The sequence below is a fragment of the Priestia sp. J2 genome, from assembly GCF_020790095.1.
In the GTDB taxonomy this organism is placed as follows: Bacteria; Bacillota; Bacilli; order Bacillales; family Bacillaceae_H; genus Priestia; species Priestia zanthoxyli.
The window spans coordinates 3,472,032-3,491,027 of record NZ_CP086208.1 but is presented as its reverse complement, the minus strand read 5'-3'; the positions used below and the strand labels follow the sequence as shown (position 1 = coordinate 3,491,027).

Here is an 18,996-nt window from a genome sequence, read left to right as displayed (position 1 = left end):
GGAGATAATGACAAGTTTAACTCAAGTCAAACAATATGGTTTATATGTAAATGGGGAATGGGAAACAACAGCAGAAAAAATGGAAGTCTTAAATAAATATACGCAGCAGCCTGCAGCTGAAATCTCAGTAGCTACAAAAGACGATGTAAATAAAGCTGTGGCCAGCGCGAAAGAGGCGTTAAAAAACACTTTTTCACCGTACGAACGCTACGAGGTATTAATGAAGGCAGCTGAGTTATTACTAAGCCGTCAAGAAGAATTTGCTGAAATTTTGGCTACTGAAGTTGGAAAGTCTATTCGTGAATCTCGCGGAGAAGTTGAGCGCGCGGCTACAACTTTACAAATTTCAGCGGAAGAGGCAAAGCGTATTCATGGAGAAGGTGTGCCTGTTGAATCAGCTCAAGGCTCAGAAAATCGCATGGCTTTTACAGTAAAAGTCCCGGTTGGAGTTGTTGCAGCTATCACACCGTTTAATGTACCTATCAATCTAGTTTGTCATAAACTTGGACCGGCAATTGCAGCTGGGAATAGCGTAGTATTAAAGCCTGCTGAAGTCACTCCAATTTGTGCGCTCAAGCTAGCTGAGTTAATGGAAGAAGCAGGGCTGCCAAAAGGGCGCCTTCAAGTATTGACTGGAGATGGGGCAGAAATTGGTGAATGGTTATTAGAAAACCAGGATGTTAATATGTTTACGTTCACAGGAAGCCCAAGAGTAGGAGAACTTATCCGATCTAAGGCGGGTTTACGTAAAGTTTCACTTGAACTAGGAAATAATTCGGCTACTGTCGTACATAAAGACGCTGATTTAGAAAAAGCTGCATCTTTAATTTCTCAAAAAAGCTTTAATAACGCAGGACAAGTTTGCATTTCGGTTCAACGAATTTATGTTCATACGAATATTTATACTGCTTTTGTTAATAAGCTAAAAGAAAAAACAGAAAAGTTAGTAGTCGGTAATCCAATGGATGAGCAAACTGATATTGGACCTATGATTCGTCTTAAAGAAGCAGAGCGAGTGGAAGAATGGGTAAAAGAAGCGGTGGAAGAAGGGGCAAAAATTGAACTAGGAGGAAAGCGTGACGGTGCTTTCTATCTTCCTACAATTTTGACCAATGTAAATGATGAGATGAAAGTTTGTCGTCAAGAAGTATTCGGGCCAGTAGTAGCCATTGCTCAATATGATGAGATTGATGAAGTGATTTCAAAAGTAAATGATTCTGACTATGGGTTACAGGCAGGCCTTTTTACGAACGACTTACAGTTTGCTATGAAGGCAGCTCGTGAAATTGAAGTAGGCGGATTAATTGTAAATGATGCTTCAGCGTATCGTGTTGACCATATGCCGTATGGCGGTGTGAAAAAGAGCGGTAACGGAAAAGAAGGGCCGAAATATGCAATTGAAGAAATGACGGAAGAACGTATCATTGTTCTAAATTTATAATTTATTAGTTTAAATGAAAGACCTAGATTTTTAATTTTCTAGGTCTTTCATTTGGAAAATAACAAAGAAAAAATGACGAAGGTGAACAAATATGGAGTTCCTAACAATCCTTCTTCCTATTTTCGGGATTTTTGCACTTGGATTTATTGGACAAAAGAAAATAGGATTTGATACAAAAACGATTTCAACAATGGCACTTTATTTGATGTCTCCAGTTCTAGTGTTCAAAACATTTTACACAACCAAATTTACGATTGATTACTTATATCTTACGTTATACACATTTGCACTTTGCTTTGCATTAATTGCTGTCGTCTATATTATTGCTTATTTTCAGCGATATTCTACTTCAGAAACCTGTGGAATGATATTAGCGTCTTCATTTATGAATAATGGAAACTACGGTACACCTGTTGTTTTATTACTTTTTGGCGTTACCGGCTTAGACTCTGCCATTATTCTCATGGTCATACAGCAACTGGTCATGTGTACAGTTGGAGTTTACTATGCTGCGAAAGGAAGTCCAAATGGAAATGGTATAAAATCAGCCATTGACGCAGTCCGACGGATACCCATTGTGTATGGGGGACTTTTAGGAGCTATATTTCAGTTTCTTCATATTCCGTTAAGCAACTCTGTAAAAGAAGCGGTTGATTTAGTAGCGGGTGCAGCTATTCCTACCATCATGATCGTACTTGGAATGCAGCTTGCTAAAATATCAATTAGAAATTTAGCCAAAGCCAAAGTTTCATGGTCATTAGCTATCAAGCTTGTAATCTCGCCATTTATTGCTTATATACTAACGCTTCTGCTACCTGTGGATGAGATGGTTAAACAAATTATGATTATTATGGCTGCTATGCCCACAGCTGCTAATACAACTATGTATGCGCTGCAATTTAATACAGAGCCGGAGTTTGTATCAAGCGCAACGTTAATTAGTACCTCTCTAAGCCTTGCTACATTGCCTATCATTTTTCTAATTGTTTTGTAAAATAACACAGAAAAATGGTTCAATATAGGTTAAAAAAATAATTTTATTATATGACTTTAAAAGGAGTAGTCAACGTGAATTCTCCTCATAACGCAGTTTTAAAAAGATATTTAAAGTTTATTTTCTATTTTAGTTTTGTGTTCTTCTTATACTTCTACTTCACATACAGTTTTCAACACTATCTGACTAAATATTTGTTTCTTAATTGTTTACTGACGGGGATCTCTTTTTTAATTCGAAATTTAAGAGGTTATACGGAAAAACTGTAAAGGTATCTGTAACGGAAAAAACTTATTAAAAGAACTTATGGATTCTTTTAATAAGTTTTTTTGGTTCTTAGTATTATCCCTGAATATATCTACATTTGAAAATATTTTAAAAAATAGTTGAAATGCCCGGTACTAAGTATTACAATCTACATATACTAAGTATTACTTAATAGCTTAATTTTAAAAGTTATTAAGTAAAAATTGGCTTGGTACTAAGTAATACAGAATATAAGTCAGACAATATAGAGGAGGTTCTGAAGATCGAAAATTTAACTGAACTGCTGAAGGGTTCGCTGGAAGGCTGTGTGTTAGAAATTATCAGCCGCCATGAAACCTATGGCTATGAGATTACACGCCGTCTGAACGAGCTTGGATTTATCGAGGTCGTGGAAGGAACGGTCTACACTATTCTCGTACGATTAGAAAAGAAAAAACTTGTGAATATAGAAAAAAAACCATCAGATATGGGCCCACCCCGCAAATTTTATTCGCTTAATGAGGCGGGCTACAAGGAGCTTGAGTTGTTTTGGAAAAGGTGGGATTTTGTATCATCAAAAATCAACGTCTTGAAGTCAAACTAGCTTCATAGGATAGACCGTCGGATAGTTTTAAAGCATCTTATGAAGCTTTATAAAAAGGAGGAAAAATGACATGTTGGAAATATTCAAAAAAATGATTGGTGATAAAAAAGAGTATAAAATGATGATGGCACGGGTTGAAGCCTTGCCAGAGGACTATCAGTTTGTATTTAAAAAAATTCAAAACTACATGTGGAATTTCTCATCGGGCAACGGAATGGATATGCTACACATGCAGTATGAATTAATTGATTTATTCGAAGCAGGTGCTGCAGAAGGTAGACAGGTGCTCGAAATTACTGGAGACGATGTGGCTTCCTTTGCTGACGAATTAGTGGCAAATGCTAAAACTTATATGGTTAAGTATCGTGAAGATTTGAACCAGAGTATTAAGGAACGATTAGGAAAAAATAAATTTAATCAATAACATCGACTGAATAGCTAGTTGCTTTTGCTATTCAGTCATTTTTCAAACTCAGTACTAAGTGATACAGAATATCAGTCAGACTGAATAGTAAGGTATCAAAAACCTAGCTCTACGAGACGCTCAGCTTAGTTACATCATGACAGTTCTAACAAGCAAGCTTGTGGAGCTTTTTAAAAGGAGGAAAAACGTATGAGAAATACAGCGATTTTTGTAAAAGAATTAAAAAAGTCCTTTAAAGACAAAGAAGTTTTAAAAGGGGTGAATGTTGAGGTGCAGCGCGGTGAAATTTTTGCACTGCTGGGCTCAAATGGAGCAGGGAAGACGACGACAGTTAACATTCTTTCAACACTGATGAAGGCTGATAGCGGCGAAGTAAGTATTTGCGGATTTGACGTCCAACGTCAACCGGCTGACGTCCGCCAAAACATCAGCCTAACGGGGCAGTTCGCAGCGTTAGACGGCATGCTTACTGGGAAGGAAAACCTGATAATGATCGCCAAATTGCGAGGGGTATTTAATCCTAATGAAGTAGCTGACAATCTCCTTGCAAGATTCAGCTTGACCGATGCAGCCAATCGCCGGGCGGATCAATATTCCGGTGGAATGAAGCGCCGACTTGATATAGCTATGAGTCTGATTGGGGCGCCAGCTGTTATTTTTCTCGACGAACCGACGACCGGACTTGATCCGGAAGCCCGGATTGAAGTCTGGAACACTATCAAAGAGCTTGCTGGCGGTGGTACGACCATCTTGCTCACGACTCAGTATCTGGAAGAAGCTGAACAACTGGCAGATCGTATAGCCATCCTACATGGCGGAAAAATCATCAAAACCGGTACCCTTACCGAACTTAAAGAGATGTTCCCCCCAGCAAAAGTGGAATACATTGAGAAACAGCCAACATTAGAGGAAATCTTCCTCGCAATCATCGGCAAAAAGGAGGAAATGTAAATGAAAAACAATACAGTTGTATTACTAGGACGTTTGATGCGCACGATTATGCGCAGCCCGGATACGATTATTACGGTGGCGATTACGCCAATTATGATGATGCTACTGTTTGTCTACGTATTTGGTGGCGCTATAAATACAGGAACAGCCAATTACGTCAATTATCTATTACCGGGAATCCTGCTGATGGCTATCGCATCCGGCGTCGCTTACACTTCCGTTCGGCTATTTAATGATGTAAAAAGTGGACTGATGGCCCGTTTCATCACCATGCCCATTAAACGTTCTTCGGTATTATGGGCTCACGTGTTGACATCTTTTGTTTCCAATGCCCTTACTATCGTGATAGTTATCTTCGTCGCGCTCTTGATGGGTTTCCGTTCCAGCGCTGATATCCTAGATTGGTTCGCGGTAGCCGGGATACTCGGGCTGTTTACGCTAGCCCTGACATGGTTGGCCATTATTCCAGGACTGACAGCGAAATCTATGGAAGGAGCCACAGGCTACTCGTACCCACTGATTTTCCTACCTTTTATTAGTTCCGCCTTTGTTCCCACTGAAACGATGCCTAAAGCTGTTCGGGCATTCGCCGAGAACCAGCCCGTGACTTCAATCGTGAATACGATTCGTGCACTCTTGTATGAAGGATCTGTTGGCAACGATATCTGGAGTGCCCTTGCCTGGTGCCTAGGTATCATGGTCATCGCTTACTTGTTCGCTAGTAAAGAATTCAAACGCAAATTAGGGTGAATTTTATAAACTGAGCAAGCTACCAAACGTATATGGAATCATCGGAATTTTAATGTAAAGTATTGATAGCATAAAACAGGGATTACTTCTAGTTGTCGTAATGCCTCTTTCCGGAACTCATGCAAAAAACAAACCCTTGGTACTCAAGGGCTTGTTCATCTTTTGAGTTTATCGTTTATACAGCTAACTGAACAAAATCAAAAATTAAATAAAGGAGAAAGACCCATAGATAAGCTAAAAATACATTAAAAAAAATCGATAATAAAAAATCTCTATTTTTCATAACTAACTTCCATTACAATTTTTTCTAGTTTCTATGATTTCATCATAGAAGCTTTTTTATATTGGTATTTATTAATCATTTTTCAGTTTCTGTCATAAGTATTTTTGTTTTATTTGTAAAAATATTTTGAATTAATGATCTGTCTATGATAATATTTAAATCAGTAAATCATATATAAAATTTAAAATCACATATGTGATTTAGAGAGGGTTTATTCATGTCAGTAAAATCAGCAGAACGTGTATTAAGGGTATTTGAATTAATTGCTCAACATCCCGAGGGGTTAACAGTAAAAGAAGTTAGCGATTTACTTTCGCTTCCGCAAAGCAGTACGTTTAATCTTGTGGGAACACTTCATAATGAAGGGTATTTGAATCAGGACTCATTAAAGAAGTACAAGCTAGGGCCAAAGCTAATTCAAATTGGAACAGCGGCTATGGAATCATTGGATATTTCTTCAGAGGGAAAAACGTATTTAAAGAAGCTGATGGAGGATGTTCAAGAAACTGTGTTTATGGCTTTGCTGTCAGATGGAGAATTGGTCTATGTTGTTAAAATTGATAATAACCGTTCTATTAGAACAACTGCTCAGCCTGGTAACCGTAAGCCACTTTATTGTACAGGATTAGGAAAAACCTTTTTAGCTTTTCTTCCTAAAGATCAGCGAGAGCAGCTGCTTGAACATACGGAGCTGCTGCCTATTACGGATTATACAATTACAGATAAAAAAGTTCTTAATGACAATCTAGATTCTTTTGTTCAAATGGGCTATGCGATTGATGATGAAGAAAATGAAGAAGGATTATTTTGCCTTGCTGCACCTGTATTTGGAGCGAAGGGAAGCATTCAAGCTGCTATTAGTGTAGCTGGTCCTAAGGAAAGAATGCTGAAGCATAAAGACTTTATTGTAGAAAGGCTGCTTCAAACAGCGACTAATATATCTTTTATTGCTGGATATGAAGAGGCAAAGAGATAAATGAAAAGAGGGGTAAAATGGATGTGATAAGCATGGGGGAAACAATGATTCTGTTTACCCCACACTCGAATGGAAAAATGAGATACGCTAAAGACTTTTCTTCGAAAATTGCTGGAGCAGAAAGTAATACGTTAATCGCTCTGTCAAAACTAGGTTATCAAACGGGATGGGTTAGCCGATTAGGAAAAGACGAGCTAGGAGAGCGTATTCTTTCAAGTATAAAAGGAGAAGGAATAGATGTAAGACATGTGATATTTGATGATAATGCTCCTACAGGTCTTTTTTTAAAGCAAAAGACAAATGAAATGAACAGTAAAGTCTTTTATTACAGACAAGGGTCGGCAGCAAGTTTTATGAATCCGCATGATATGAATGAAGAGTATATCTCTTCTGCCAAATACTTATACGTGACAGGAATAACACCTGCGCTGAGCGACTCCTGCCACGAAGCTGTTTTTCAAGCGATAAAAGCTGCTAAAAAAAATGGCGTAAAAATAGTGTTTGATCCAAATTTACGCAAGACACTTTGGGATGAAGAAACTGCGCGTCAAACACTCATTAAAATGGCTACATATGCAGATATTATTTTACCAGGAGTGAATGAAGGTCAGTTTTTATTTGAGAAGGATAACCCTGAAGACATTGCATCAGCGTTTCATCAATTAGGTGTAGAGCTAGTTGTTATTAAGCTAGGTGAGGAAGGAGCTTATTATTCAACTAAAAATGAATCCGCTTACGTAGAAGGTTTTAAAGTTGCTAGAGTGATAGATCCAGTAGGAGCTGGTGATGGGTTCGCCGCTGGGATACTATCGGGATTAATAGATAAATCCTCTTTAAAAGAAACAGTTAGAAGAGGGTGTGCTATAGGAGCTATGGTTGTAACCGTAGAGGGTGATATTGAAGGCTTGCCTGATAAGAAAGAGCTTTACGAATTTATGAATGCGATTACAAAAGAAGACGTTATACGATAAAAGAAAGGGGCTTACCCATGACGGATAGTTTATCACATTTATTAGAGCATAAAATCGTTGCGATTATTAGAGGAGCCAAACCGCAGGATGTAGTGAAAATTGCTTCTGCGCTTAATGACGGCGGTGTAAAAAATATCGAAATTACTCTAAATTCGCCGGACGCACTTTCAGCCATTAAAGAGGTTTCTACAGAGCTGGGTGATCAAGTGTTAGTAGGAGCAGGTACAGTGCTTGATCCTGAAACAGCACGTTCAGCTATTTTAGCAGGAGCAAAGTTTATCCTTTCTCCAACGGTTAATATCGAAACTATTAAACTAACGAAAAGATACGGTGCGGTGAGTATTCCAGGTGCTTTTTCACCTACTGAAATTTTAACGGCATATGAAAATGGCGGAGATATTATAAAAGTATTTCCTGCTAGGCTGGGGGCTAGCTATATTAAAGATATTCGAGGACCGCTTCCCCATATTCCGCTTCTACCAACAGGAGGAGTGAGCTTAGATAATATTCAAGAATTTGAAGAAGCAGGTGCTGTAGGGTTTGGTATTGGAAGTTCTTTAGTAGATACAAAACGTGAAATTACCCATGCATATCTGCAGGAGCTAACACAAAAGGCTAAAGCATACGTAGCCGCAGTGAATCGTATAACGAAAGGGGAAAAAGTACATGAAAATTACTAATTATGAATTGTTTCAAGTGCCGCCACGCTGGTTATTTTTAAAAATAGAAACAGACGAAGGAATTGTTGGATGGGGAGAACCTGTTATTGAAGGAAGAGCCTCTACCGTTAAAGCTGCAGTAGACGAGCTGATGGAGTATCTTATTGGCAAAGACCCATTAAATATTGAAGATCATTGGAACGTTATGTACCGAGGCGGTTTCTACCGAGGCGGACCTATTTTAATGAGTGCCATCTCAGGGATTGACCAAGCTCTGTGGGACATAAAAGGAAAATATTACGATGCTCCTGTACATCAACTATTAGGCGGAAAAGCAAGAGAATCCATTAAAGTGTATTCGTGGATCGGAGGAGACCGGCCTTCAGATGTAGGCGAAGCAGCAAGAGAAGTTGTCTCAAAAGGATTTACAGCAGTAAAAATGAATGGAACAGAAGAGTTTCAGTATGTAGATTCGTATGAAAAAATTGATCAAGTAGTAGAACGTATTGCTGCTGTCAGAGAAGCAGTGGGGCCTTATGTAGGAATAGGTATTGATTTTCACGGACGAGTACATAAGCCAATGGCAAAAATTTTAGCTAAAGAATTAGAGGTCTATCGTCCAATGTTTATCGAGGAGCCGGTTTTGCCGGAAAACAATGAGGCATTAAGAGAAATCGCCAATCACGTATCCATTCCTATTGCGACAGGGGAAAGAATGTTTTCAAAATGGGAGTTTAAAAAGCTCTTAACGGACGGATACGTGGATATCATTCAGCCGGATTTATCACATGCAGGGGGAATTACAGAATGTAAGAAAATTATTTCAATGGCTGAAGCCTTTGATGTAGCAGCTGCGCCTCATTGCCCGTTAGGACCAATTGCATTAGCGGCGTGTCTTCAAGTAGATGCAACGTGCCACAACGCATTTATTCAAGAGCAAAGCTTAGGCATTCACTATAACCAAGGCAGTGATTTGCTAGATTATATTGTTGATAACCACGTATTTAAATATGAAGAAGGCTTTGTGAAAATTCCTGATGGACCTGGTTTAGGTATTGAGATTAATGAAGACCATGTTAGAAGAATGGCTGATATCGGTCATAATTGGCGTAATCCAGTATGGCGTCATAAAGATGGTTCTGTAGCGGAATGGTAAAGGGGAAACCATTTTAGTACAAAAGATCTGATTGACAAATGACCGTCAGTCAGATCTTCTTTTCAAATTGGTCATGTACAGGGGGATAAGGGAATGAAGGGGTATAGCGAAAAGCCGACTCGCATTAGATTTCGTGTTTTAGCATTTATTTTCATAAGCGTTGTCATTAACTATATGGATCGAAGTAATATTTCTGTAGCTGCCACAGCCATGTCCAAAGATTTAAAGCTATCATCAGTAGAACTGGGTCTCATATTTTCAGCCTTTGGATGGGCTTATGCCGCTTTACAAATACCAGGAGGGGTAATGGCTGACCGTTTTGGTGCTCGTGCTACGTATGCCTTTAGCTTAATTACCTGGTCTATTGTTACGCTTTTACAAGGGTTTACTAAGGGATTTGTGAGTCTATTTGGTCTGCGTTTAGCGACAGGAGCATTTGAAGCACCGGCTTTTCCTACTAACAATAAAGTAGTCACCAGCTGGTTTCCAAATCAGGAAAGAGCATCAGCTATTGCTTTTTATACTTCAGGACAGTTTGCAGGGCTAGCATTTTTAACACCTACACTAGTTACCATTCAGCACTTTTTAGGGTGGAGAGGTCTGTTTATTACTACAGGGATTATTGGTATAGCATGGGGCATTATGTGGTACATTTTTTATCGTGATCCTTCCCAGCATAACAAAGTAAATAAAGCAGAGTTACAGCATATCGAAGAAGGTGGAGGCTTAGTTAAAGCTGCTGATACGAAAGGAGAAAGAGCAAAGTTCGAATGGGGAAATCTTAAAGAAGCCTTTTCTCACAGAAAGCTATGGGGCATCTACTTAGGACAGTTTGCCGTCAACTCTACTTTATGGTTCTTCCTTACCTGGTTTCCAACGTACCTTGTGGAATACAGAGGGTTAGATTTCTTAAAATCAGGATTCTTAGCATCAGCTCCGTTTTTAGCAGCGTTTGTAGGAGTATTACTATCTGGTTTTGTATCGGACGCCTTAGTGAAAAAAGGAGTATCACTAGGTATTGCAAGAAAAACACCAATTATCGTAGGTCTGCTTTTATCAACTTCAATTATCGGAGCCAATTATGTAAATAGCACATCTCTCATTATCATGTTTATGGCTATTGCGTTTTTTGGAAATGGTCTGGCTTCTATTACGTGGGTGTTTGTCTCGACGCTAGCACCTAAACATTTAGTGGGTTTGACAGGGGGAGTTTTTAACTTTATCGGAGGTTTAGCTTCTATCATCGTTCCAATTGTTATTGGTTTCTTAGCTAAAGGAGGCAACTTTGCTCCAGCGCTAGTATTCATAGCGGCATTGGCCCTTTTAGGAGCACTTTCGTATATCTTCCTTGTAGGAAAAGTGGAAAGAATTAAAGTGGTTAAAGATGAAAAATTGAATCGAGATATTGTGTAAGGCTGTTTATAATCTTATAGTTTTTTAGGAATCATACATCTGGAATTATTTGTGGCGGGATTAAAAGAGAATTCGTAAAAGATTTATTAAAGAAGAAGCATAAATTTTGTTGGAGACCAACGGGTTTATGCTTTTTTGTTACCTATAAAGAAGAACTTCAGTCCGTACAAAAATAAGATTATTAGGTTAGGTAGTAGTGATGTTCATGAATACAAAAAACATGATAAAATATACAAAGTTTCTACCTTTTATTAACAATAAATAATAGGTGGAGAATGGTTATTAGAGAGTTGAAGGTGCATGTATGAAAAAGGTTTTAGCAACTTCTGCTGTATTATTGCTAGCATTAGCAGCTTGCAGTAGTAATTAAACTAAGTAAATAAGAGCGGACCTTCATTTACAGGGGCTCTTATTTTTGGGGCTGTCAAAGTCAACAATATAAGTAGGTTTTATTTATAGATGATTGTTATAATACGAATAGTGCAGGGGCGATTACAAGCCTAATACAGAGATAAAATCGGAGGTAGCAAAATGGGGAAAAGTGGAATGTTTAAAGATTTTAATTTTAAATTAGTGGTTATTGAAGCTTTATTAGATCAAGAGCCATTATTTCTAAAAGAATTAACCGATTTAAAAGATAAGTATACGAATAATTTCGAATGGTATTTTGGAGCTGGACCCATTGTTGAAATCAAAGATTATTTAGAAGAGTTAACTCTGGAAAAGAGTGATTTGGAAAAGGTTGAATCCCTTTGCTTTGATGGAGGTAATGAAATTTATCATATTCTAAAGCCAGATTGGGACGGTGAAGACAGTTTATTTGACGTACTATCTGTTGAAGGGTTTCAGAACTTAAAGAATCTAAAAGCAGTGGACTATATTTCCATGTGCGATCTAGAAGTATTAGAACCATTCAAGGAAGCTGGAATTGAGGTTGAGGATTAATGAGAAAGACGTGATTGCGCTAAAAGAAGCAATTCGTCGTAATGAAGAGTCAAGTTTCCTCATTATTTCCATTTAGAAAAAAGCAATAAGCAATTCTCCTATACTCCGTTTACAAAAACAGAAAACCCAACCTTTAGAGCTCATAGGTTGGTTTTTCTATTTTTAGCCTGTATACGCCACATATGTTTAGTAAATATAGTACCTCTTTGCAATACAAACTAAAAAACGTTATTGGCTTTGAATTTGAAGTTGAATTCTTGTAATTGAATTCTCTATTCCATCCGCCATTACCTCATCAATCATGTATTCCTCATATGCATACTCCGCTATTTTTAACCCTTTTTCTCTAACGAATTGAATAATTCGATCGTAAGCATGTTCGGTTTCGGCACCTTTTTGATACCCAACAACATATAGTCCCTGGGGGCGTGTATGACAATGAATTTTTTCTATCTCTTCTGGGATTTTGATATACAAATGTTCGTAATTGTAAAACTCTTTTTTTTGGATTTGGTCTCTCGCAAGCATTGCTCCAATTGGATATCCTCGGTCTAATTTATGAAGTTGAGTATAATGAATGAGCTCCGGAATAACTGTAGTATATTTTTGTTCGGCTTCTTCTAAAATATTTTCACTAATCATAAAGGTTTCTTCATCTAAATATTGCAATGAAATAGAAGAAAAATCAGTTTTTAAAGCATGTTCTGCTAACTGTAAACGCGTTTGAATAATTGCTTGTAAATGATTAAGGCTCTTAATTTTTTCTTCAATTTCAAGAGATTTTTCCTTTAAAAGAGTAATCATATTTATTGGTTTTTTATCTTTTAAAAGAACTTTTATCTCTTTTAATGGAACACCGAATTCTTTAAATAAGGCAATCACTTGAAAGACTTCAAATTGTTCATACGAATAGTACCTATATCCATTCTCTCTTTTTATTTGAGGTGAAAGTAACCCTATCTCGTCATAATGAAACAGAGTTTGCTTTTTTACACGACAGAGATTCGCGAATTCACCAGTAGTAAAGTACTTTTCCAACTCTTCACTCATAAAATCCTCCTTGACTATACGGTAACCATATACTTTATGATGTTCATTGTACTGGAAAGGAGATATAAACAGCAATGACGAGTCCTTTATTTCATTAAAGTAAGTGAAAAGGCAAATTGATGATGAATTTGAAGATAAAGCAATGAATAGAATTAAAGTTTGTCTAATTAGAGAAAAGAAAGAGTAGATAAGATGCAAATGATAAAAAAGAAAAAATCCTCCGTAGGTCAACTCCTTCAAGGTATATGGTCAAAAAATCGTAAAGGAATTAGCCTTACCTATATGCTCACTCTTGTTGAAAATGTTTGCGATCTTCTTTACGCTGCAACAATTGGTTTTGCAATCGATGGGTTGCTTAAAGGGAATCCAGCTAGCCTTATACCACTTGCTCTACTATGGATCCTTCACCTAGGGGTTGGCTTGTTCAGGCACGTTTACGATACCAAAGTATTCGTTGGAATTTATTCTAATGTTGCTGCAGAAATGGTGGAGCGCCAGCGTGCTGATGGAGTAAAAGGAACTCGAATTGTAGGACGTGTCTCATTGTCTCGAGAGGTAGTAGATTTCTTTCAGATGGAGCTGCCGGCAGTTGTAACAACGGTTATTCGATTTTTGGGCGCTATTATCATGTTATTTCTTTATGACCGGTTTATTGGGTTCTTAAGTTTATTGGCAATAATTCCAATACTAATCATAAATCATTGGTTCGGTCGACGTTCTTATCGTTTGAACCACGCACTTAACAACCGAATTGAAGAAGAGGCAGATATAGTCGTTCATCGTCCACTTACCATTGTTCAAAAACATTTTGCACGGTTACGTTTGTGGCGTGTTGCTATTTCTAACGCTGAGGCTAAAACATGGGGGATGATGGAGATTGTCGTCATTCTCTTAACCCTAGCTACACTACTTAGACTTACAGGTGTTCAGGGTACTACGCCTGGTGCTATTTATGCAGTTCTAGCTTATATTTGGATGTTTCAAGAGGCAGTAGTTGGTCTTCCTGAAATTGTGCAAAATATTTCGCGTGTACTTGATATTGGTGAACGTGTTGCTGAAGACGTTAACAGCTAAAGCCACAAAAGCTTAGCTAACCATTATTGCTATTTTATCCCCTAAATTATTGTTGTTGTCTTTTCAGAGAAATAAGCTCATAACTATAGACTAGGAGGATTTTTAATGAAAAAGATTGAAACTGATCGATTACTATTGAGAAACTTTTCTAAAGCAGACTCTCAAGCTCTTTTGGAATACTTGGCTAATCCAAGGGTAAACTGCTTTCTTGAAGACAAAGTTCACACAATAGAGGAAGCTACTTTAAAAGCTCAAAAAAGAAAAAAAGATGACTCTTTTGTTGCAGTCTGCTTAAAAGGCAGTGATTATCTAATAGGAGAAATATTCTACTTAAAGGAAGATCCAGATACTTATTCCATTGGTTGGCACTTTAATGCTCAATATGAGGGGAAAGGGTACGCAAGCGAGAGTGTGAAGGAGTTCTTTAGGTATCTGTTTACTCAAAAGGGCGCAAGAAGAGTCTATGCATACGTTGAGGAGGATAACTACAAATCACAAAAACTATGTGAAAAATTAGGAATGCGTAAAGAAGGACGTTTTGTTGAGTTTATTTCGTTTACTAAATACGAAGATGGAACACCTAAGTATGAAAATACTCTTCAGTATGCATTATTAAAAAAAGAGTGGATGAAAAATATTTCTTTTAATGAACCTGAGGAAAAAGTATCTCCTTAATTCATCTAGATAAACAGAATTAGTATTAAATCCATTAATATTTAGTAATCTAAGATATAGGCAATTTGTAGAAAAGCTATGTATTTGTCGTTATCTAATGTAAATATTAAAACCTTTATAATAAAAAACCCCAGATATTTTGATTATCTGGGGTTTAAGGAAGGTAGACAAAATCTGTTTTTAATCATTTTTTTTATCTATTTTTACGTACATAAAGGCAAATAATAAAAGTAACACAATACTAATAGGGAAAATAACGTAGGAATCTGTCGCTTCACTCACACTAGATTTTAATGTGTAGTTGTAAACAACAAGTCCAATCGAAACAATTGCTATTAATATTTGATAGGTTCTTTTTTTACTAAACATAAAAAACAATCCCCTTTACCTGAATAAGCTACTCCAAAGGTGTAGTGAAACTTACTTTAGAAAACCATTAATAAACGTATCTATTCCTAGAGGTGCTTATAATGCGTCAAAAGCACCTGGTGTAGCTCTAGCTGTCTTTTTCAACGCTAATTTCATAGCTTTTGTTTTGGAGTATTTAGCAACTCTGCTACCAGGCTTTTTAATTCTTGAATAGTAATCATAAGATTTAGCAAGTTTGTTAGCAAATTTAGTTGCACCACCTGTAACTTTAACAGTTTTTTTAATTTTTAATACTTTAGAAATCGAACAGCATTTGATGTTATGGCAGCAGCTATTTCTTTCTAGTTAACATAAAACTATTTATGAGAAGCAAAGAGAGACAGAAATGTTTAAACATGGGCTTTTTTTAACTTGAATAACAAAATCATTTTAATCTCATACTAGCCTTATAACCATAAGGGGTTGACTATATCTTGAATCCAAAACTCTTTGCATTTCTTACTTTAATTATATCTTGGATAAGTCTAATATTTATTCCTAAAAAGGAAGTGAAAAAATATACTCCTGTATCTATTTTTACTTCTCTTATTGTTTCACTAATATTTGTTATTGCTACTGATTTTGGTTGGTGGAAGTTAAAAAAACCTATTATACCAGGACTTAAATCCATCAACATGTTCTATGTATTTGGTCCTTTTTTTATAGGGACAATCTGGATATTTAAATTGGTCTATAAAATTGGATTCCTTCCGTATCTACTTACGAATGCTCTTATTGATTCATTTTTCACATATGTATTCGTACCTTTTGCAGAGAAAATCGGAGTTGGAAAGAGTCATATTTCAAGAACATCTATTCTAAGTCTAATGCTTTCCACCTCATTAGTTATTTACGGGTTTCAAAAATGGTATGAGAACCCTTCAAAAACAGAAAAACCTGTTTCATAATATTAGTTTTTTCTCTACATACAAATAAAACATAATATTATGAGCAAACTACTCAAGATGAATTGAATCATCAAAAAAATATGATTGCGTTACAGAAAAAAACTATCTAGCCACCTTTCTAACCGGACAACAGATAGTTTTTTCTGTTTTCAAGATGTATAATCTATACATTATTAGTTAACATAATGTCTCTTTCCAGAAGACACGAAAAAAGAGAACCCTTATGGGAGTAAGGGTTCTACAAGGGTCACTTTTATAGAATATTCAGATTTTTATACATCCTTGATATGACGAATTTCTCCTTACAAGTAGTTGAAGAGATGATGCATAAAAAGCGCACCTTTTATTCATATGCATAGACATATTAAAAATATCCTTTAATTACATAAAATGGTAATATTCTTATATTTCAATACTTCGGATACGTATGAACAAACCCTTATAAAAAAGCAACTTCGTTCATTGGCCAATGCCGAGGTTGCTTTTTTATAACGTTATTCAAGTTCTAATCTTCACTCAAAGCTTTCGACCATGTCATTTTCTGATGCTCTTAACCACTTTTAAGGGTGAGTTAGATTTCCTAATACTGTATAACCCTTAGTACCACTTAATTTAATATGTACAAAATTACCTTCTAACGGTATTGCTTCCTATATACCAGTTCTTAATTGATTACCAAGATTTAGAGTATTTTACGATAGGCAAATATTTTTGTCAAAGCTCTCCAATCAGAAACCTTCTCCATGTTCTTTCCCCCATGTATGCATCAGGTCTAAGATGGGCATTAACGTTTTTCCCTTGCTGGTTAAGGAATAGTCCACTTTAGGTGGTACGGTATTGTACTGAGTCCTATTAATTAAGTCATCTTGCTCAAGTTCTTTTAATTGTTTCGTCATTACTTTATGGCTCACACCAGGTAACAAATGACGTAATTCACTATACCTTAATGTCCCGTCTACGCCTAAATGCCATAGGATCACAGTTTTCCATTTGTTACCTATCTTTCCTAGTGTATATTCAATAGAACATTTTAATTTTCCTGTATCATCTATCGGAGTGTTCATTTCATTCTTCAGTCCTTTCTTACCTTTAGGTTAGTTTCTCACAAAAAAGTGCGTTCTTCCATAATTCAAAATTGTGAAATACAATATTCATGTGTTCGACAGCAAACACTAAAATTATTAAAAATATTGGAGGAATATAAATTATGTTCACATATCCTAAAACATTTTCTCATATCGGTCTTTCAGTACCTAACCTAGATGAGGCAATTAAATTCTATACTGATGTGTTCGGTTGGTACGTTATTATGGAACCTTCAGATGTAGAAAATGATGATACACCTATCGGTCAAATGTGTCGAGATGTATTTGGAAATGACTGGGATAAATTCAGAATTGCACATTTAGCTACGGGAGATAAAATTGGCGTAGAAATGTTTGAGTTCCCTGAAAATGAAAAACCTGAAAATAACTTTGAGTATTGGAAAACAGGAATTTTCCATTTCTGCATTCAGGATCCAGATATTGAAGGTCTTGTAGAGAAAATTAAGCAACATGGTGGTAAACAACGTATGCCTATCAGAGAATATTACCCAGGAGAAAAACCATATAAAATGGTTTATGTAGAAGATCCATTTGGAAATATTTTTGAAATTTATACGCATAGCTATGAGTTAACTTATTCACAAGGCGCTTACTAATAAATAATCTCTTTCCACCAGCAAAATCTTTTGCTGGTGTTTTTTATTATATGGTAGCGCCATGTTACAAAACAATAAAAAAGAGAGTTTATTAATATTTCTAAATTTAATGATCCAGTGGTTTTTGACACTGCGAAACAGAATTAAAAAGAAAAGGCCGTAAAAGTATACTGACTCCCAACTTGATGATAATAGAGAGAAGAGTGCATAATGAAATATGCATGTTTTTTTCTAAACTATAAGCAGCCGTATGAAATATATTAAAAACTATATTCGTAAAAAAGAAGGGGACTGTTCTATGAAAGCTGTACAAGTAACAGGGTATGGAGACGTAAGTAAATTAAGCCTAGTAGAAATTCCTATACCTGAACCAAAAGAAAATGAAGTTCTTATAAAAGTGAAGGCCTGTGCTATTAACAATACAGAAATTTGGATGAGAGAGGGTGCTTACGGTACTGACTCAAAATCTGGATGGCGACCGGAAGGAGTCCAGTTTCCACGTACACCAGGATCTGATATCACGGGAAAAGTAGTAAAAGCAGGAAAGTTAGTAGAGGAGTCTATAGTGGGAAAAGACGTTGTGTTATTCCCTTTTACATCTAGCGGAGAAGAAGGGTACGAACATATTGCTGATGATATGTCCTTTATAGGTTCAGAATACGATGGTGGTTATGCTGAATATGTGGTTTGGCCTGCTGAACTTTGCTTTGACATGCCCCTATCAAGCTATTCAGAAAGTGCTGTTTTTTCGGTAAGTGGGTTAACTGCTTGGCACATGGTCAACCAAATTCAAGCTCAACCAGGTGAGACAGTTATAGTAACTGGAGCAAATGGTGGTGTGGGATCATTAAATGTACAGATTGCCTCTAAAGTCTTTGGTGCTAAAGTTATTGCAATCACGGGGGACTTAGAGAATCAAGAAAGAATTAAGGAATTGGGAGCCACACACGTATTATCATATAAATCTGATACTCTTTCAGAAGACATTTTAGAACTGAACGGAGGTCCGGTCGATTCCGTTCTAGATGTTGTAGGAGATGCTTTGTTTTCCATATCTCTTCAAGTTTTAAAAAACGGAGGGAAATTTTGCATTTCAGGTTCTGCTGGTGGTCAGCATACAAACTTTGATTTTAGAACATTGTATCTAAAACATATTACAATGTATGGATCTGTGTTGGGAACGAGAGCAGAGTTCAAAGATATGCTTAAGGCAATTTCTGAGGGAAAAATTAAACCAGTTATCGATAAAATTTTCCCTTTAGACAAAGCAAAAGAAGCCCAAGTGTATTTTAAAAATAAAGGGAAGTTAGGGAAAATTCTATTACTTCCCGAAGAATAACCTTGTATCACAAAGGGTTCTTTCAAC

20 protein-coding genes are annotated in these 18,996 nt (G+C 36.6%); 17 read left to right on the top strand and 3 right to left on the bottom strand.

From position 1 onward, the window contains the following. The first annotated feature begins 7 nt into the window (after positions 1 to 7). The 12 genes from LJY09_RS18065 to LJY09_RS18010 all read left to right on the top strand — a co-directional run bounded on the left by LJY09_RS18065 (position 8) and on the right by LJY09_RS18010 (position 11,813). On the top strand, positions 8 to 1,441 hold the full coding sequence (locus LJY09_RS18065) for an aldehyde dehydrogenase family protein (protein ID WP_028414822.1): 1,434 nt from the start codon (positions 8 to 10) through the stop codon (positions 1,439 to 1,441). Between the two features lie 91 nt (positions 1,442 to 1,532). Continuing rightward, on the top strand, positions 1,533 to 2,435 hold the full coding sequence (locus LJY09_RS18060; RefSeq protein ID WP_028414821.1) for an AEC family transporter: 903 nt from the start codon (positions 1,533 to 1,535) through the stop codon (positions 2,433 to 2,435). Between the two features lie 529 nt (positions 2,436 to 2,964). Next, positions 2,965 to 3,285 (top strand): PadR family transcriptional regulator, encoded by a 321-nt coding sequence (locus LJY09_RS18055; RefSeq protein WP_228307789.1) that lies wholly within the window; start codon positions 2,965 to 2,967, stop codon positions 3,283 to 3,285. A gap of 70 nt (positions 3,286 to 3,355) precedes the next feature. After that, positions 3,356 to 3,709 (top strand): DUF1048 domain-containing protein, encoded by a 354-nt coding sequence (locus LJY09_RS18050; protein WP_013058327.1) that lies wholly within the window; start codon positions 3,356 to 3,358, stop codon positions 3,707 to 3,709. Between the two features lie 189 nt (positions 3,710 to 3,898). Next, positions 3,899 to 4,660: an ABC transporter ATP-binding protein gene (locus LJY09_RS18045; protein ID WP_028414816.1), complete on the top strand. Its 762-nt coding sequence runs from the start codon at positions 3,899 to 3,901 to the stop codon at positions 4,658 to 4,660. Then, positions 4,661 to 5,410, top strand: a complete 750-nt coding sequence (locus LJY09_RS18040) for an ABC transporter permease (RefSeq protein ID WP_098112488.1) — start codon at positions 4,661 to 4,663, stop codon at positions 5,408 to 5,410. 500 nt (positions 5,411 to 5,910) lie between these two features. Next, entirely contained in the window at positions 5,911 to 6,669 is a 759-nt protein-coding gene (locus tag LJY09_RS18035) for an IclR family transcriptional regulator (protein ID WP_098112489.1), read from the top strand. A gap of 17 nt (positions 6,670 to 6,686) precedes the next feature. Beyond that, positions 6,687 to 7,640, top strand: coding sequence for a sugar kinase (locus LJY09_RS18030; RefSeq protein WP_228307370.1), 954 nt, complete (start codon positions 6,687 to 6,689; stop codon positions 7,638 to 7,640). 17 nt (positions 7,641 to 7,657) lie between these two features. Continuing rightward, a complete protein-coding gene (locus tag LJY09_RS18025; RefSeq protein ID WP_098112491.1) occupies positions 7,658 to 8,320 on the top strand; it encodes a bifunctional 4-hydroxy-2-oxoglutarate aldolase/2-dehydro-3-deoxy-phosphogluconate aldolase in 663 nt (220 codons plus the stop codon). Further along, positions 8,307 to 9,455 carry a galactonate dehydratase gene (dgoD, locus tag LJY09_RS18020; protein ID WP_098112492.1) on the top strand — a complete coding sequence of 383 codons (1,149 nt, stop codon included), beginning with the start codon at positions 8,307 to 8,309 and terminating at the stop codon, positions 9,453 to 9,455. The genes LJY09_RS18025 and dgoD overlap by 14 nt, the downstream gene beginning before the upstream one ends. A 93-nt stretch (positions 9,456 to 9,548) precedes the next feature. Next, a complete protein-coding gene (locus LJY09_RS18015; protein WP_098112493.1) occupies positions 9,549 to 10,868 on the top strand; it encodes an MFS transporter in 1,320 nt (439 codons plus the stop codon). A 531-nt stretch (positions 10,869 to 11,399) separates the two neighbouring features. Beyond that, positions 11,400 to 11,813 carry a DUF6892 domain-containing protein gene (locus LJY09_RS18010; protein WP_098112494.1) on the top strand — a complete coding sequence of 138 codons (414 nt, stop codon included), beginning with the start codon at positions 11,400 to 11,402 and terminating at the stop codon, positions 11,811 to 11,813. Between the two features lie 228 nt (positions 11,814 to 12,041). Here LJY09_RS18010 and LJY09_RS18005 read toward each other — a convergent pair whose 3' ends face one another. Next, the gene (locus LJY09_RS18005) at positions 12,042 to 12,863 is read right to left on the bottom strand and encodes a MerR family transcriptional regulator (protein ID WP_098112495.1); all 822 of its coding nucleotides are present in this window, start codon (positions 12,861 to 12,863) and stop codon (positions 12,042 to 12,044) included. A gap of 192 nt (positions 12,864 to 13,055) precedes the next feature. On the opposite strand from LJY09_RS18005, the gene LJY09_RS18000 reads away from it, so the two are divergent. Both LJY09_RS18000 and LJY09_RS17995 read left to right on the top strand, forming a co-directional pair. Then, the gene (locus LJY09_RS18000) at positions 13,056 to 13,937 is read left to right on the top strand and encodes an ABC transporter six-transmembrane domain-containing protein (protein ID WP_098112496.1); all 882 of its coding nucleotides are present in this window, start codon (positions 13,056 to 13,058) and stop codon (positions 13,935 to 13,937) included. Between the two features lie 105 nt (positions 13,938 to 14,042). Next, entirely contained in the window at positions 14,043 to 14,612 is a 570-nt protein-coding gene (locus LJY09_RS17995; RefSeq protein ID WP_098112497.1) for a GNAT family N-acetyltransferase, read from the top strand. A gap of 180 nt (positions 14,613 to 14,792) precedes the next feature. Here the strand turns inward: LJY09_RS17995 and LJY09_RS17990 are convergent, their stop codons facing one another. Continuing rightward, complete coding sequence (locus LJY09_RS17990; RefSeq protein ID WP_098112498.1) at positions 14,793 to 14,981, bottom strand: hypothetical protein; 189 nt, start codon at positions 14,979 to 14,981, stop codon at positions 14,793 to 14,795. Between the two features lie 473 nt (positions 14,982 to 15,454). On the opposite strand from LJY09_RS17990, the gene LJY09_RS17985 reads away from it, so the two are divergent. Next, the gene (locus LJY09_RS17985) at positions 15,455 to 15,928 is read left to right on the top strand and encodes a hypothetical protein (RefSeq protein ID WP_098112499.1); all 474 of its coding nucleotides are present in this window, start codon (positions 15,455 to 15,457) and stop codon (positions 15,926 to 15,928) included. A gap of 728 nt (positions 15,929 to 16,656) precedes the next feature. On the opposite strand, the gene LJY09_RS17980 is transcribed toward LJY09_RS17985, so the two are convergent. Continuing rightward, positions 16,657 to 16,992: a winged helix-turn-helix transcriptional regulator gene (locus tag LJY09_RS17980; RefSeq protein ID WP_014458923.1), complete on the bottom strand. Its 336-nt coding sequence runs from the start codon at positions 16,990 to 16,992 to the stop codon at positions 16,657 to 16,659. A 143-nt stretch (positions 16,993 to 17,135) separates the two neighbouring features. On the opposite strand from LJY09_RS17980, the gene LJY09_RS17975 reads away from it, so the two are divergent. Beyond that, positions 17,136 to 17,630: a lactoylglutathione lyase family protein gene (locus LJY09_RS17975; RefSeq protein WP_047750190.1), complete on the top strand. Its 495-nt coding sequence runs from the start codon at positions 17,136 to 17,138 to the stop codon at positions 17,628 to 17,630. Positions 17,631 to 17,928: 298 nt separating this feature from the next. Then, positions 17,929 to 18,969 (top strand): zinc-binding dehydrogenase, encoded by a 1,041-nt coding sequence (locus tag LJY09_RS17970; RefSeq protein WP_228307369.1) that lies wholly within the window; start codon positions 17,929 to 17,931, stop codon positions 18,967 to 18,969. Positions 18,970 to 18,996 lie beyond the last annotated feature (27 nt).

Coding starts and splice junctions, on each gene's coding strand:
- LJY09_RS18000 (WP_098112496.1), top strand. CDS start 13,056: ATGCAAATGATAAAAAAGAAAAAATCCTCCGTAGGTCAACTCCTTCAA.
- LJY09_RS17995 (WP_098112497.1), top strand. CDS start 14,043: ATGAAAAAGATTGAAACTGATCGATTACTATTGAGAAACTTTTCTAAA.
- LJY09_RS18015 (WP_098112493.1), top strand. CDS start 9,549: ATGAAGGGGTATAGCGAAAAGCCGACTCGCATTAGATTTCGTGTTTTA.
- LJY09_RS17990 (WP_098112498.1), bottom strand. CDS start 14,981: ATGTTTAGTAAAAAAAGAACCTATCAAATATTAATAGCAATTGTTTCG.
- LJY09_RS18065 (WP_028414822.1), top strand. CDS start 8: ATGACAAGTTTAACTCAAGTCAAACAATATGGTTTATATGTAAATGGG.
- LJY09_RS18025 (WP_098112491.1), top strand. CDS start 7,658: ATGACGGATAGTTTATCACATTTATTAGAGCATAAAATCGTTGCGATT.
- LJY09_RS18050 (WP_013058327.1), top strand. CDS start 3,356: ATGTTGGAAATATTCAAAAAAATGATTGGTGATAAAAAAGAGTATAAA.
- LJY09_RS18005 (WP_098112495.1), bottom strand. CDS start 12,863: ATGAGTGAAGAGTTGGAAAAGTACTTTACTACTGGTGAATTCGCGAAT.
- LJY09_RS18045 (WP_028414816.1), top strand. CDS start 3,899: ATGAGAAATACAGCGATTTTTGTAAAAGAATTAAAAAAGTCCTTTAAA.
- LJY09_RS18060 (WP_028414821.1), top strand. CDS start 1,533: ATGGAGTTCCTAACAATCCTTCTTCCTATTTTCGGGATTTTTGCACTT.
- LJY09_RS17980 (WP_014458923.1), bottom strand. CDS start 16,992: ATGAACACTCCGATAGATGATACAGGAAAATTAAAATGTTCTATTGAA.
- dgoD (WP_098112492.1), top strand. CDS start 8,307: ATGAAAATTACTAATTATGAATTGTTTCAAGTGCCGCCACGCTGGTTA.
- LJY09_RS17975 (WP_047750190.1), top strand. CDS start 17,136: ATGTTCACATATCCTAAAACATTTTCTCATATCGGTCTTTCAGTACCT.
- LJY09_RS17970 (WP_228307369.1), top strand. CDS start 17,929: ATGAAAGCTGTACAAGTAACAGGGTATGGAGACGTAAGTAAATTAAGC.
- LJY09_RS18040 (WP_098112488.1), top strand. CDS start 4,661: ATGAAAAACAATACAGTTGTATTACTAGGACGTTTGATGCGCACGATT.
- LJY09_RS18035 (WP_098112489.1), top strand. CDS start 5,911: ATGTCAGTAAAATCAGCAGAACGTGTATTAAGGGTATTTGAATTAATT.
- LJY09_RS18030 (WP_228307370.1), top strand. CDS start 6,687: ATGGATGTGATAAGCATGGGGGAAACAATGATTCTGTTTACCCCACAC.
- LJY09_RS18010 (WP_098112494.1), top strand. CDS start 11,400: ATGGGGAAAAGTGGAATGTTTAAAGATTTTAATTTTAAATTAGTGGTT.